Origin of the sequence: Marinobacter azerbaijanicus (assembly GCF_030250645.1) — a bacterium.
GTDB lineage: Bacteria > Pseudomonadota > Gammaproteobacteria > Pseudomonadales > Oleiphilaceae > Marinobacter > Marinobacter azerbaijanicus.
Genome location: NZ_JASSVS010000001.1, coordinates 99,712 through 113,633, shown reverse-complemented (window position 1 = coordinate 113,633; position 13,922 = coordinate 99,712). Strand labels below are relative to the sequence as shown.

At 56.5% G+C, this 13,922-nt stretch carries 14 protein-coding genes and 1 tRNA gene; 6 read left to right on the top strand and 9 right to left on the bottom strand.

Going from position 1 to position 13,922, the window contains the following annotated elements; genetic code table 11:
- The first annotated feature begins 22 nt into the window (after positions 1-22).
- Both sohB and QPM17_RS00570 read left to right on the top strand, forming a co-directional pair.
- Entirely contained in the window at positions 23-1,087 is a 1,065-nt protein-coding gene (gene sohB / locus QPM17_RS00575; RefSeq protein ID WP_285387858.1) for a protease SohB, read from the top strand.
- A gap of 25 nt (positions 1,088-1,112) precedes the next feature.
- A complete protein-coding gene (locus QPM17_RS00570; protein ID WP_285387855.1) occupies positions 1,113-2,111 on the top strand; it encodes a YhdH/YhfP family quinone oxidoreductase in 999 nt (332 codons plus the stop codon).
- Between the two features lie 254 nt (positions 2,112-2,365).
- On the opposite strand, the gene QPM17_RS00565 is transcribed toward QPM17_RS00570, so the two are convergent.
- The 4 genes from QPM17_RS00565 to metH all read right to left on the bottom strand — a co-directional run bounded on the left by QPM17_RS00565 (position 2,366) and on the right by metH (position 8,814).
- Positions 2,366-2,869, bottom strand: a complete 504-nt coding sequence (locus QPM17_RS00565; RefSeq protein ID WP_285387853.1) for a DUF934 domain-containing protein — start codon at positions 2,867-2,869, stop codon at positions 2,366-2,368.
- A complete protein-coding gene (locus QPM17_RS00560) occupies positions 2,862-4,514 on the bottom strand; it encodes a nitrite/sulfite reductase (RefSeq protein ID WP_285387850.1) in 1,653 nt (550 codons plus the stop codon). The genes QPM17_RS00565 and QPM17_RS00560 overlap by 8 nt, the downstream gene beginning before the upstream one ends.
- Before the next feature lie 329 nt (positions 4,515-4,843).
- Complete coding sequence (locus QPM17_RS00555; RefSeq protein ID WP_285387847.1) at positions 4,844-5,077, bottom strand: DUF2970 domain-containing protein; 234 nt, start codon at positions 5,075-5,077, stop codon at positions 4,844-4,846.
- A gap of 41 nt (positions 5,078-5,118) precedes the next feature.
- Entirely contained in the window at positions 5,119-8,814 is a 3,696-nt protein-coding gene (gene metH, locus QPM17_RS00550; protein ID WP_285387844.1) for a methionine synthase, read from the bottom strand.
- A gap of 185 nt (positions 8,815-8,999) precedes the next feature.
- Here metH and nfuA point away from each other — a divergent pair, with 185 nt between their 5' ends.
- The 3 genes from nfuA (at position 9,000) to QPM17_RS00535 (ending at position 11,412) form a co-directional block, all read left to right on the top strand.
- Entirely contained in the window at positions 9,000-9,587 is a 588-nt protein-coding gene (nfuA, locus tag QPM17_RS00545) for a Fe-S biogenesis protein NfuA (RefSeq protein WP_285387841.1), read from the top strand.
- Between the two features lie 250 nt (positions 9,588-9,837).
- The gene (locus QPM17_RS00540) at positions 9,838-11,037 is read left to right on the top strand and encodes a DUF445 domain-containing protein (protein WP_285387839.1); all 1,200 of its coding nucleotides are present in this window, start codon (positions 9,838-9,840) and stop codon (positions 11,035-11,037) included.
- Between the two features lie 45 nt (positions 11,038-11,082).
- Positions 11,083-11,412 (top strand): hypothetical protein, encoded by a 330-nt coding sequence (locus QPM17_RS00535; RefSeq protein WP_285387838.1) that lies wholly within the window; start codon positions 11,083-11,085, stop codon positions 11,410-11,412.
- Here the strand turns inward: QPM17_RS00535 and QPM17_RS00530 are convergent.
- The 5 genes from QPM17_RS00530 to QPM17_RS00510 are packed head-to-tail and all read right to left on the bottom strand — an operon-like array spanning position 11,407 to position 13,541.
- Complete coding sequence (locus tag QPM17_RS00530) at positions 11,407-11,733, bottom strand: TusE/DsrC/DsvC family sulfur relay protein (protein WP_285387837.1); 327 nt, start codon at positions 11,731-11,733, stop codon at positions 11,407-11,409. The two genes, QPM17_RS00535 and QPM17_RS00530, sit on opposite strands and share 6 nt — an antisense overlap.
- A gap of 3 nt (positions 11,734-11,736) precedes the next feature.
- A complete protein-coding gene (gene tusB, locus QPM17_RS00525) occupies positions 11,737-12,018 on the bottom strand; it encodes a sulfurtransferase complex subunit TusB (protein WP_285387835.1) in 282 nt (93 codons plus the stop codon).
- An 11-nt stretch (positions 12,019-12,029) separates the two neighbouring features.
- Positions 12,030-12,380, bottom strand: a complete 351-nt coding sequence (locus QPM17_RS00520) for a DsrE family protein (RefSeq protein WP_285387834.1) — start codon at positions 12,378-12,380, stop codon at positions 12,030-12,032.
- Between the two features lie 4 nt (positions 12,381-12,384).
- A complete protein-coding gene (gene tusD, locus QPM17_RS00515) occupies positions 12,385-12,828 on the bottom strand; it encodes a sulfurtransferase complex subunit TusD (protein WP_285387833.1) in 444 nt (147 codons plus the stop codon).
- Entirely contained in the window at positions 12,825-13,541 is a 717-nt protein-coding gene (locus QPM17_RS00510; RefSeq protein ID WP_285387830.1) for a Bax inhibitor-1/YccA family protein, read from the bottom strand. Before QPM17_RS00510 ends, tusD begins: the two co-directional genes overlap by 4 nt.
- 284 nt (positions 13,542-13,825) lie before the next feature.
- Between QPM17_RS00510 and QPM17_RS00505 the strand changes: the two genes are divergently transcribed.
- Positions 13,826-13,916, top strand: a tRNA-Ser gene (locus QPM17_RS00505).
- Positions 13,917-13,922 lie beyond the last annotated feature (6 nt).

Genomic DNA, 13,922 nt, shown 5'->3' with positions numbered 1-13,922 from the left:
AGAATCATCCTGGAGAAGCAACTTGGAATTTCTGACAGAGTTCGGTTTGTTTATTGCCAAAACGGTCACCCTGGTGGTGGCGGTGATGGTCGTCATTTCCGTGATTATGTCCGCCGCCCAGAAAGACAAGGGCGATCACGAGGAGGATGGGGAGCTCCGGGTTCGCAAGCTGAATGAAAAGTACCGCAAGCTGAGGGAATCTCTTCAGGCCAGGCTGCGTAGCGAATCTGAGCGAAAGGTCTTCGAAAAGGCCCGTAAAAAGGCGGAGAAGGCCAAAGAGAAGGCGGCCAAGGCAAAACGCAAGTCCGGCGACGTTGAAGATGAGGCAAAGCCCAAGGTGTACGTGCTGGATTTTGACGGCGATATCAAGGCCAGTGACACGGATTCCCTGCGTCGCTCAATCACAGCGGTGCTGAGCGTAGCCCAACCGGAAACCGACGAAGTCGTCATCCGTCTGGAAAGTGGTGGCGGGCTTGTGCATTCGTATGGCCTGGCAGCGGCTCAACTGGACCGGATTCGCTCCAAGGGCATCAAACTGACCGTCTGTGTTGACAAGGTCGCGGCCAGCGGCGGTTACATGATGGCCTGTGTAGCGGACCGCATCGTAGCCTCCCCGTTTGCCATTCTTGGTTCCATTGGCGTTGTTGCGCAGCTACCCAATTTCCATCGTTTCCTGAAGAAGAACGATGTGGATTTTGAAGTTCTGACCGCCGGCGAGCACAAGCGGACACTCACGATTTTTGGTGAGAATACCGACAAGGGCAGGGCGAAGTTCCTGGAAGACCTTGAAGACACTCACGTTCTTTTCAAGGAATATGTTGGTGAGCGCCGTCCGGGTCTGGATATGGCAGCGGTTGCCAACGGCGACATCTGGTTCGGCCAGCGCGCTCTTCAGGTGAATCTGATCGACGAGATCAAAACCTCCGACGAATTTCTTATTGAAGCCTGTGAGCGTGCGGACGTAATCTCGGTAAGTTATCAACGCAAACGCACATTACCGGAAAAGCTCGGCCTGGCCACCAGTGCGGCACTTGAGCACACCGTATGGCGGGTACTGGGCGCCTTCCGTAACCAGAAAATCCAATAGAGCCAACAACAACGGGGAAAGAACCATGACAAACGACACCGAGTTCAAGGCATGGCGCGTCCAGGAAAAGGATGGCGAGTACATCGGTTCCGAGCAGACGTTACGCGTATCGGACCTGCCCGAGAATGACGTGCTGATCCGGGTCAGTCATTCTTCCCTTAATTACAAGGACGCTTTGTCCGCTTCCGGCAACAAGGGCGTTACTCGGAAATTTCCCCATACACCTGGAATAGACGCGGCCGGTGAAGTGGTGGAAGCTTCTTCAGGCCCATTCTCAGCAGGCGACAAGGTACTAGTCACCGGTTACGACCTGGGCATGAATACCGACGGCGGTTTTGGGGAATACATCCGTGTGCCGGCCGACTGGTGTGTGGCCATGCCCGAGGGCTGGGACGCCCGCACTGCGATGATCTACGGCACGGCCGGACTGACGGCTGGGCTGTGTGTAAAGAAACTGCTGACGATGGGTGCCGCCCCTGAGCAGGGCAAAGTCGCGGTAAGCGGCGCCAGCGGTGCAGTAGGCAGTGTGGCCGTGGAGCTGCTTGCGAACCTCGGCTTTGAAGTTGTGGCTATCAGCGGCAAGCAGGACCAGGCCGACGCGCTCAGGAACCTTGGCGCGCCCGAAGTGTTGGGCCGCGACGCTTTAGCTACCGAAAAGAAGCCGCTACTGAAGCCGGTCTTCGCCAATGCCGTGGATACGGTCGGCGGCGGCCCGCTTGCGGAACTGTTGAAACAGATCCATCCCGGCGGCTCTGTCTCCTGCTGCGGCCTGGTTGCGGGCCCACAACTGGAAACCACCGTGCTGCCGTTTATTCTGCGGGGAAACAACCTGCTGGGTGTGGATTCGGTGGAAATTCCGCTGTCCGAGAAGCAGGCGGTGTGGGACAAATTTGCCGGTGAGTGGGCGTGCAAAAAGACGGAGGCCTCGGCCCGTGATATTGGGCGTGGTGAGCTGGATAGTGCCTTGAAGGCCTTCCTGGAAGGTGAGTCGTCCGGGAAGATCGTTCTGGATCATTCCAGATAAAGATCGGTTGTCGGATTACGCCTTTGGCTAATCCGACCTACGTTTGATTGGGCACGAGGTGCCCGGGGCGTAGGTCGGATTAGGCGAAGCCGTAATCCGACAGATTTCTGAGCGAAAGGTTCACGAGAACAAAGAGGGGGCCGGTAACCAAAACTGTGCGGAGCCATGGATGGCGGAGCCCAAGCCGAACAGGACGTCTTGAGGCGTGTTTTGGTTACCGGCCCCCTCTTTGTTCGTCAGGGGAGTCAAAAAACTCAGGAAGCCCGGCGGCGGAACAGGGGTACATCCGTGTCCGTAGCCGCCTGATAACCCTGGGTAAAGAAATTCAGACAGCGTGCTGCCTTGTTGATGTCCTTGTCCGCCCGCAGCACGTAGGTGTCAAAGCCGCAGCGCTTCATAAACTGAAGCTGGTCCAGAAGAACATCGCCCACGGCACGCAGCTCATGGCGATAGTACAGGCGCTCACGAAGTATTCGCGCAATGCTATACCCGCGACCATCACTGAACTTCGGGAAGTTCACCGCAATCACCGGCAACTCGTTGACTACGCCTGCCAGCATCTCCGGTTCCTCATGGCTGTCGAGCCAGACCCCGATATCATCCCGGTCCTCATAGTGCTCCTTGCCCGCAAGCCACAGATCAGCGGGGATGAGTGCCGGCTGATGAGGGACATCCAGGGACTCACCTTCAGCCGGCCTGGGAACAACAACCCAATTATCCTGACGGATGTTTCCGTCACTGGTAATTACATCAGGCATACACCCGCTCCTTGAATGGCTCAATGCCAATACGGCGATAGGTGTCCAGGAAAGGCTCTTCCTCGGTCCGGTTATCGACGTACACATCAATGATTTTCTGTATCACTTCCGGCATGTCGTCACGGGCGAAAGATGGCCCCAGAATCTTGCCCACGGCGGCATCGTGATGGGAGGAACCGCCCAGGCTGATCTGGTAGAACTCCTGGCCTTTCTTGTCGACGCCAAGCACGCCAATATTACCCACGTGGTGGTGGCCGCAGGCATTCATGCAACCGGAGATATTCAGGTCGATGTTGCCGATGTCATACAGGTAATCCATGTTGTCGAACTGGCGCTGAATCGCCTCCGCAACAGGGATGGACTTGGCATTGGCGAGGGCGCAATAGTCGCCACCCGGGCAGCAGATGACATCGGTCAGGGTGTTGAGGTTGGCAGTGGCAAATCCCATTGGCGTAATGGCCTGCCAGAGCTCGAATAACCGGTCCTTTCTCACATCAGCCAGAACCACGTTCTGCTGGTGCGTTACCCGGATCTCACCAAAGCTGTATTCATCGGCCAGGTCAGCAATCTGCTCGAGCTGGCGGTCACTGACATCACCCGGAGGCGTGCCGGTCTTCTTCATGGTCAGCGAAACGATGGCATACCCGGGCTTCTTGTGGGTGTCCACGTTATGGGTGATCCACTGGTCAAACTCGCGGTTCTCGAAACGCTGGGCCGCCAGGGTGTCCGTTACATCGGGAACCTGCTGGTAGTCCGGCTCCGTGAAGTAGCCCTTGAACTGGTTGATTGCGTCTTCGGTCAGGCGGGTAGGCGAGTCCTTGATATGGGACCATTCGTCTTCCACCTTCGCCGCGAAGCCTTCCGGCGTCAGTGCCTTGACCAGGATCTTGATGCGCGCCTTGAACTTGTTGTCCCGGCGCCCGTAGCGGTTATACACACGCAATACGGCTTCCAGGTAGGTCAGGAGATCCAGCTCTGGCAGGAACTCGCGAATCACTGGCCCCACCATCGGGGTACGACCAAGACCGCCTCCCACGTGGACGCGGAAGCCCAGCTCGCCCTGATCATTGCGGACGATCTGCAGGCCAATGTCATGAACCTGGATGGCAGCGCGGTCTGTATGCTCGGAGGCATTCACGGCCACCTTGAACTTGCGTGGCAGAAAGGCAAACTCCGGGTGGAAAGTCGACCACTGGCGGATAATCTCGCAATAGGGGCGGGGGTCGGTTATTTCGTCCGCCTGGACCCCGGAAAACTGGTCGGTTGTGGTGTTACGGATGCAATTGCCGCTGGTCTGGTTGGCATGCATCTCCACTTCCGCCAGTTCAGCGAGTATGTCTGGCACATCTTCAATGGCCGGCCAGTTAAGCTGAACGTTCTGGCGGGTTGTAAAGTGGGCATAACCTTTGTCATAGTCCCGTGTTATGCGGGCCAATCGGCGCAGCTGTGCAGAACGGAGCATTCCGTAGGGAACGGCGATACGCAACATTGGCGCAAGACGCTGTACATACAACCCGTTCTGAAGTCGCAGTGGAAGAAACTCGTCTTCACGCAGCTCGCCAGCCAGAGCCCTCTCGGTCTGGTCACGGAATTGTTCAACGCGCTCGGCAGCTATCTGCCGATCGTGTTCGTCATAAACATACATAGTGGAACGTCCTGCTGAAACGCTGGAAATACGGCTTTCGTGCCTGTTCTTGCGGAGGAGAATATCACCGTGCCATTATTCTTAAAATGATTATTTCAAAATATGTTTATCGATTTAGGTGATATAGAAAGTCAGATATTGCTGGACGGATGTCAATTTTCAGCTTAGTTTTAGAAAGGCGTGCTCGAAAAAACACATAACAAGACAGACGGGAAAAGACTATGAAGAAGACGGTACGTTCAGATAGCCAGGCAGACGCAGTAGCGGCTGTGTTGCTGATAATGCTTGTGGTTGCTTTTGCGGTGGTGTGGGTTTCCGGTCAATAGGGGCTACTGACCGGAAAGCACCAGCTTGACCACAACAATCAGGGCTACCACAAAGCCGACAGTGAACAGGATGCCGGCGATAATGTAGGGCCACGGGCTGTGGCTTGAGAAATCCTCCTCCCGGCGCTTGTCGGATTGAACTCCGAGTGCGCCAGCGAGGATGCTCTGCATGACTTTGAGAACACCCGGTCCCTTTTTCTTTGCGGGCTGCCTCTCGTTATCCGGCTTTTCGGCCATACTACCTTCCAGCTGATCGAAGTTGGATGTTCCGGCGGCGATTATTCCGCAGGATCGTAAGCGAGGCTGGGCGCCAGCCAGCGTTCGGCCTCGGCTTTGGACATTCCCTTGCGCTCAGCATAGTCCTCAACCTGGTCTGCGCCAATCTTGCCAACGGCAAAGTACTTTGATTCCGGATGCGAAAAATACCAGCCGGATACCGCAGCTGTCGGGAACATGGCGAAGCTTTCGGTCAGTTCCAGGCCGGCGTTCTCTGGAGCCTTCAGCAGATCGAACAGGGCCGCCTTTTCGGTGTGGTCCGGACATGCCGGATAGCCGGGCGCAGGGCGGATTCCCTGGTAACGCTCGCGAATCAGGTCTTCATTCTTGAGGGTTTCGTCTTTCGCATATCCCCAGAACTCCCTTCTGACGCGCTCGTGCAGATGCTCGGCGAAGGCTTCCGCCAGGCGATCCGCGAGAGCCTTCACCATGATGGCGTTGTAGTCATCATTGCGATCCTTGAACTCGACTGAGAACTCCTCGGCACCGATGCCGGTCGTTACGGCAAAGCCGCCGATGTAGTCACAGGGGCCGTCTTCTGGCGCCACAAAGTCCGACAACGCCATCATGGGCTTCCCTGGCGCCTTGTCGTCCTGCTGGCGCAGGTGGTGCACGGTGGTCAGCTCGGTTTGACGGGTTTCATCCGTGTAAAGCACGATATCGTCGCCGCGGCGATTGGCCGGCCAGAAACCGATGACTGCTCTGGCGGAGATGCGTTTTTCGTCAATCATCTGCCGCAGAATCTTCTGGGCGTCATCGAAAAGTGTTCTCGCCGCCTCGCCTCGTTTGGGATCGTCAAAGATCGCCGGATACTTGCCGGACATGTCCCAGGAGATGAAGAAGGGGGTCCAGTCGATGTAGTCGAGCAGCTTTTCCAGGTCGTAGCTCTCGAATGACCGGACACCGGTAAACGTGGGCCTTGGCGGCTCGTAGTTCTTGAAGTTGATGTCCGGCGCACGGTCCCGGGCTTCCTTCAGGGATATCAGCTTGGTGCGCTCACCACGGTTCTTGCGGCGTTCCCGGATCTCGTGGTATTCGGTTCGCGCGGCATCGACAAGGGCCGGCTTTGCCGTCTTGCTGAGCAACTGGGACGCGACGTTGACGCAGCGGGAAGCGTCCGATACGTACAGCGCGATATCGTTCTTGTAGTGCTGCTCAATCTTCACCGCCGTGTGGGCCTTCGAGGTGGTGGCGCCGCCGATCATCAGCGGGATATGGAAATCCAGCCGTTGCATTTCCTTCGCCACATGCACCATTTCATCCAGCGATGGCGTGATCAGACCGCTCAGGCCGATGATGTCCACGTTCTCTTTCTTTGCGGTCTCCAGGATCTTGTCGCAGGGCACCATCACGCCCATGTCGATGACCTCGTAGTTGTTGCACTGCAACACCACGCCTACGATGTTCTTGCCAATGTCGTGAACATCGCCCTTGACCGTGGCCATGAGGATCTTGCCCTTGGCTTTCTGGTCCTCGGTTTTCTCGGCCTCGATGTAGGGGATCAGGTGGGCGACCGCCTGTTTCATGACGCGAGCGCTTTTGACCACCTGGGGCAGGAACATCTTGCCATCACCGAACAGGTCGCCGACCACGTTCATGCCGTCCATGAGCGGGCCTTCGATCACCTCAATGGGGTGCTCGGCGCGCTGGCGGCAGGCTTCCGTGTCGTCGATGATGTAGCTGGTAATGCCCTTGACCAGAGCATGCTCAACCCGCTTTTCAACGGGCCATTCACGCCACGCCAGGTCTTCCTCCTGGGTTTTTCCGCCTTTGCTGCGATAGCGTTCTGCGATCTCAAGCAGCCGGTCGGTGGCGTCATCGCGGCGGTTGAGCACCACATCCTCGACCAGCTCTTTCAATTCCGGCTCGATTTCGTCATAGATCACCAACTGTCCGGGATTGACGATGCCCATGTTCATGCCGGCTTTGATGGCGTGGTACAGGAAGACCGAGTGTATCGCCTCGCGCACCGCATCGTTTCCACGGAAGGAGAACGACACATTGCTCACGCCACCGGAAATAGACGCATGGGGCAGGTTTTTGCGAATCCAGCGGGTGGCGTTGATGAAATCCACCGCGTAGTTGTTGTGCTCTTCGATACCGGTGGCAATGGCAAAGATGTTGGGGTCGAAAATGATATCCCCGGCATTGAACCCGATGCCAACCAGTAGGTCATAGGAGCGCTTGCAGATCTCCGTCTTGCGCTCATAGGTATCCGCCTGACCGTCCTCGTCGAATGCCATGACCACCACGGCAGCGCCATAGCGCATGCAGTCACGGGCGCGCTTGAGGAACTCCTCCTCACCTTCCTTGAGGCTGATGGAGTTGACCACTGCCTTGCCCTGAATGCAGCGCAGTCCTGCTTCGATCACGTCCCATTTCGAGGAGTCAATCATCAGCGGAACCCGGGAAATGTCGGGCTCAGAGGCAACCAGTTTAAGGAAGGTCACCATGACCTCCTTCGAATCCAGCATGCCCTCGTCCATATTGATGTCGATGATCTGGGCGCCGTTTTCCACCTGATCGCGGGCAACGCTGAGCGCTTCTTCGTACTGTTCTTCCTTGATCAGCCGCAGGAAGCGCTTGGAGCCGGTCACGTTGGTGCGTTCACCCACGTTGATGAACAGGGTGTTTTCGTCGCCGGTAAATGGCTCCAGACCGGACAGGCGCAAGGCCTTCTTGCGCTTGGGAATCTTTCGGGGTGGGTACTTGGAAACCGCATTGGCAATGGCTTCGATGTGGTCCGGGCGGGACCCGCAGCAACCGCCGATAATGTTCAGGAATCCGTCCCGGGCAAAGCCCTCGATGATCTCCGCCATTTCTTCCGGTGTCTGGTCGTATTCGCCAAACTCGTTGGGCAGCCCGGCGTTGGGGTGGGCGCTGACGTAGGTTTCCGCCTTGTTGGACAGCTCTTCTACGTAAGGACGGAGGGCGTCTGCACCAAGAGCACAGTTCAGGCCCACGGATATCGGCTTGGCATGGGCCACAGAATTCCAGAACGCCTCGGTGGTCTGGCCGGAAAGGGTGCGGCCGGAAGCGTCGGTAATGGTCCCGGAAATCATGATGGGCAGTTCAATACCGCTGTCGATGAAGTATTGCTGGGTGGCGTAAATGGCCGCCTTGGCGTTGAGGGTGTCGAAAATAGTCTCGATCAGGATCAGGTCACAACCGCCCTCGACCAGGCCCTCGACTGCCTCGTAGTAGTTATCCACCAGGGTCTGGAAATCGACATTCCGGTAGCCCGGATTGTTGACATCCGGTGATATGGAGGCGGTGCGGGACGTCGGCCCGACAGCACCTGCCACGAAGCGTGGCTTGTCGGGATTGCGGGCGGTAAATTCGTCGGCAATCTGGCGAGCCAGTTTTGCCGCCGCCACGTTCAGTTCACGGGCAAGTGATTCGAGGCCGTAGTCTGCCTGGGACAGCTGCGTCGAGTTGAAGGTGTTGGTTTCAATGATATCCGCGCCAGCGTCCAGGTAGTCCGCGTGTATATTACGAAGCAGGGCGGGCTGGGTCAGGTTCAACAGATCGTTATTGCCCTGGACTTCCCGGTCATAGTCAGCAAATCGGTCACCACGGAACGCTTCCTCGTCCAGTTTCAGGTTCTGGATCATGGTGCCCATACCACCATCAAGAATGACAATGCGTTCTTTAAGGGCGGTACCAAGCTGTTCCAGGCGAGTATTGCGATCGGTCATAGAAATTACTTCCGGAAGTCGTATTTGTCTCAATGGCGCGGGATCATAGCAAAATTGGCGGATGTCGTCCCATGGGTTGATGATGTTCGTCAATGCATCCTTTAAAGTCTGACTATTTTACTTGGTCTTTCATGTTGGCGCGAACTCACCTAAAATAAGATGAAACTTACTAACGGGTTGCAATTATGGCATTGGTTACGGTGACAGATCCCGCACGGGATTACCTTGCACAACTTATCGAAAAACAGGATGTTGAGGGTATGGGTGTCCGTATTTTCGTGACCCAGCCCGGCACCAAGAATGCCGAGACCTGTCTGGCGTACTGCCCGCCCAATGAAATTGTGCCGACTGACGAGCAGATTGATCTCGGAAAGTTCACCCTGTTTCTGGACCACAACTCGGTTCCTTTCCTTGAAGAAGCCTATGTGGACTACTCCAAGGATCAGATGGGAGGCCAGCTGACGATCAAGGCGCCCAACGCCAAGGTGCCCAAGGTTGATGACGATGCGCCACTACCGGACAGGATCCAGTATGTGCTGGCCTCCGAGATCAACCCGAATCTGGCGTCGCACGGTGGCGATGTGTCACTGGTTGAAGTGGTGGACGGTTCCGTGGCCGTACTCCGGTTCGGCGGTGGCTGTCAGGGCTGCAGTGCAGTCAGCCTGACTCTCAAGCAGGGCGTTGAGTCCACTCTGAAAGAGCGGGTGCCTGAAATCTCCGCTGTTCGGGATGTGACGGACCATACAGTTAAAGAAAATGCTTATTATCAGTAAGATAATGCTTTTTTCTAAAGCTTGATGAGAAGCCGGCAATCGCCGGCTTCTTTTGTATTGGAGCTGATATTTGTCAGCTCCGGGCGTGCCGCGATAGCGTCTCTGTCGTGGCGGCGCGGCCAATGTCGGTTTTCTTCATTTGCGTCATTATCCGTCACATAATCAGAATCAAACGTCGGGTAAGCTGCCCGTCTGACAATTAACGGCGCGCCTGTGCATTGTGCCCGCCTTTCATACACTGGGGTTTGTCTTGGTTGATGTAGCACTTCTGTCCGTGCCACTTGTGGCCGCCGTGGTTGGCTGGTTTACCAATTGGCTGGCGATTCAGATGTCGTTCTATCCAGTGCAGTTTGTGGGCGTTGGCCTTATCGGCTGGCAAGGTGTTATTCCCCGCAAGGCGGAGAAAATGGCCCATATCTGCATTGACCGAACCCTGCAACAGTTTGGCGATCTGAATGCGGTCTACCAGAAACTGGAACCCCAGAAGATTGTTGAGCAGGTGATTTCACAGGTTGGCCCGCGGATGGATGAATACATTGATGAAATCATGTATGAAATTCAGCCGGTGCTGTGGGATAACCTGCCGATGTTTGTTCGCCACCGGATCTATCGATGGGGGCGGGAGCAGTTACCGTCCAGGATTGAGTCGCTGGTGGAGGATTTTGGTGACGACCTGAATGAATTGGTTGACCTCAAGGCGCTTCTGAGTCGCGAACTCCAATCCCACCCCGATCTGATGAACCGGATTTTCCAGCAGGCCGGTTCGGTGGAGCTCCGCTCGGTGATCAACCGGGGAGCCATTATCGGCGGGATTCTTGGGGCCATCCTGGCGCCCGTCTGGGCCAGATATCCGGAGCCGTGGCTGTTACCGGTGGGGGGATTCGCCGTGGGGTTTCTTACCAACTGGATTGCCATTAACCTGCTGTTTCGACCCCTCAAACCACGGCGGTTCCTGTTCTGGAAGTTTCAGGGGCTGTTTCTGAGGCGTCAGCCGGACATCAGCGACGTATGGGCGAAACTGGTGGCCGAAGAGCTGATCACGGTCGAAAAGGTCGCCGATGCGATGATTAACGGAAGTCATGGTGACCGTACCCGGGCGATCATTCAAAAGCACTTGCGGCCGCTGCTGGACAATTCTGTTGTAATGAAACTGACAGCTCAGGTGACGGTTGGTATGACCGGTTACACTGAACTGAAGAAAGCAATGAATCACAAGGCCGTGCTGGCAACCCGGGATGTGTTCGGCGACCCGGCGTTCAATCGGGAGAGGGCGCCAGTGGTGGCTGGCGTACTGGCGAGCCAGATGAAATCCCTGGGCCCGGCGGAGTTCCAGGACATACTCAGGCCCGCTTTCCGGGAAGAAGAGCTGAAGCTGATGCTGGTGGGAGGGATGCTCGGCGCCATTGCCTGCGGTCTCCAGTTTCTGGTCTTGAATAATGTATTCGCGTGAAGGTCTTTCAGGCGGGACCCAGCCGACTGACCAGGAGGACAGTGTATGGATTTTGGATGGACACTTGTGGTTCAGGCGCTGGTAACGGTGGCAGCCGTACTATCTGCGCTAGCGATATTCTGGTTCGGAATGGTCAAGCCGCACCTGGACCGAAAGGTTGAGGAAATCACCAGGGCGTCGCGTGAAATAGAGCCCGGCGTTAAAAGAGGTGTGCGCCAGGGGGTTGAGGAAACCCTGCGGGAACTCCCGGAAAGCGCGGTCAAGGACTCCACGAGGCAGTTCCTGCGTTTCGGGTCAGGCCTGTTCGAGAATGGCCTGAGCAGCTTCCTCGGAGACGCGCCAGGCCAGACCAAAAAGCCGCGCGATGACCTATAGACAGTTTGTCGGTCGCGGCAGGCCCGCGATACGGCAGGCGGTCTTTGCCGGAGTGCCGGGAAACAGTTGCATCAGATAGATGCTGTTACCCTTTTCCTCCCCAAAAGCCTCTCTGACCGCTTTTACGAACAGGCGGTTTGAGGGTGGCGATAGTTCATGCTCTTTGTAAAAATCCCGCAGAAACTCAATGATTTCCCAGTGATTTTCAGAAAGATCAATGCCATCCTCGCCGGCAATAACCTCTGCAACCTTCGGGTTCCAATGCTCGGCATCTTCCAGAAAGCCTTCGTTGTTCCGTTCCGGCATTGTTATATCAGTCATGGTTCACCAGCTAATGACGTTGTCTGCAGATGCGGTCAGATCCACCATGTCATCGAATGACACCGCCTGGTTCCTGCTGATCTGCGCAGAAAGCCCCCGCGCCTCCAGGTCCGGCGCCAGCGCAAAACAGCGCTCCGTGCTGATACCCAGAGGCTGGGTGACGGCCAGGACGCCGTTCTCGGTCAGCAACAATCCGTCCTCGGGCCCAATCGCAGAGAGGCACAGGCTGTAGCGACCATGGGCCGGCGACTTGTTGAGGATGTGCAGGGTCCTGAATGTAATCATTGGCTCAGCTCCTAACCTGCAAACGCTACGTGATCAAAGCGGCCAGTGAAGTCCGGCCCGACGTCGGTGATGGAAACATGGTCGAGCAGGTCCGTTCCAGCCAGACCATACTGATCACAGGCCCGACGGTCTGCAAACAGGGCTTCCACGCCGAAGACTGGCGCCGCGGCCAGATTCCGCTCGATGGATTTCTGCTGGATCTTCCCGGCGTCCTGCCCCTTGCGCAGCCAGTTCACCCCGGCACCACAGAACAGCAGTGACACAGGTTGATCAAACGCGGCCAGGGAGAAGGCCATGTCCAGGGCTTCCCGGCCCTCCCAGGAGCCATAGGGCGACTGGTCGATGATGATCAGTGTGCTCACGAGGTCAGCCTCCCTTATGAAAGTACAGTATGCGGGATTCAGAAGCAGCACTGTCCACCCACTCCCCCAGGCCAGCTATCTCGAAGGGCTCGCGAAGGTTGGAAGCGGACAGTTCGTAGCGGTGCATTTCCGCTTCATTGACCAGCCCTCGCCGGAGGGCAGAGGCAATACAGGCAACCCCTGGAATGCTGTTTTCAGTCAGGAATGCGGCCCAGGCTTCAGAGAGATTCAGTTCATCGGAGGGGGGCGCACTGAGGCTCGAGGCCAGGTGGACACCGTCACCGTAGAGGAATACCCGGTCTATGCGCTTATTTGCAGCCAGCGCCGCGCGTGCAAAGTGCAGGGCGGTAGACGGTGCCTGTGAGGAATAGGGGGCACCGGTGATCACCAACGTAAAAACCCCGGCAGGTGCCGGGGTTCTTGTCTGCTCTGGCAGGCTCTTGCTCATTCGTTGGAAAACGCGCCAATGATGTGCAGCAGGCTGAGGAACAGGTTGTAGATGTTCAGGTAGAGGCCAGTTGTCGCCATGATGTAGTTGGTCTCACCGCCGTTCACGATGCGGCTTGTGTCATACAGGATGAAACCAGACATCAGGAACACGATGGCCGCGCTGATAGCCAGACTGAAAGCGCCGATATCAACGCCGAACATGCCGGCAACCAGCGATCCAACCAGTGCTACAAGCACCACAACCAGACCGGCAACCAGCATGCCGCGCATGAAGCTGAAGTCTTTCTTGGTGGTCAGCACATAGCCTGACAGGGCAAAGAACACAACCGCAGTTCCGCCCAGGGCCTGCATCACAATCTGCCCGCCATTAGACATGGCCAGGTAATAGGTCAGGGTGGGGCCAAGTGAAAGGCCAAGAAGGCCGGTGAATGCGAAGACAACACCGATACCAGCAGAACTGTTGGCAGTTCTTGGTAAAACCAGCCACACCAGGGCCAGGGCGCCCAGCATACAGATGAGGCTTGCGCCTCGCCCCAGGCCGATAGACATGGAAACTCCAGCCATCACGGCGCTGAACAACAGGGTCATGGCGAGCAGGCTATAGGTGTTGCGCAAAACCTTGGACGCCTCAGGGCTGATGGCAGCCGTGGCAGAACCACGGTTTAGCGTGATGCCCTGGCCCTTCTGAACATTATACTGTCTGTTTTCCATTCTGAATCTACTCCGGTTTATAACAGCCATTTTGGAACAGCTAGTGTGGCGTTGGAGCGCTTTATGCTCCGCATCCGAATTCTTACACCATAATAATGGCGAATTCCCAACTTTCAATCGTTTCTGACTTTATTGGCGAGTAAAGATTCCCTTAAATAACATTAACTCTATTTTAGATTACGCCGGGACCCTTAATTCTTCTCCGGATTTTTGCAGGGCGTTGACAGCACAGGAGATTCGGGTATCATGCTCCCCGCTGTCGCAATGACAGCTGTGGAGAAAACGGTGGGCTGGCAGAGTGGCTGAATGCAGCGGTCTTGAAAACCGCCGAAGGTTAGTAGCCTTCCCGGGGTTCGAATCCCTGGCCCACCGCCACTACTC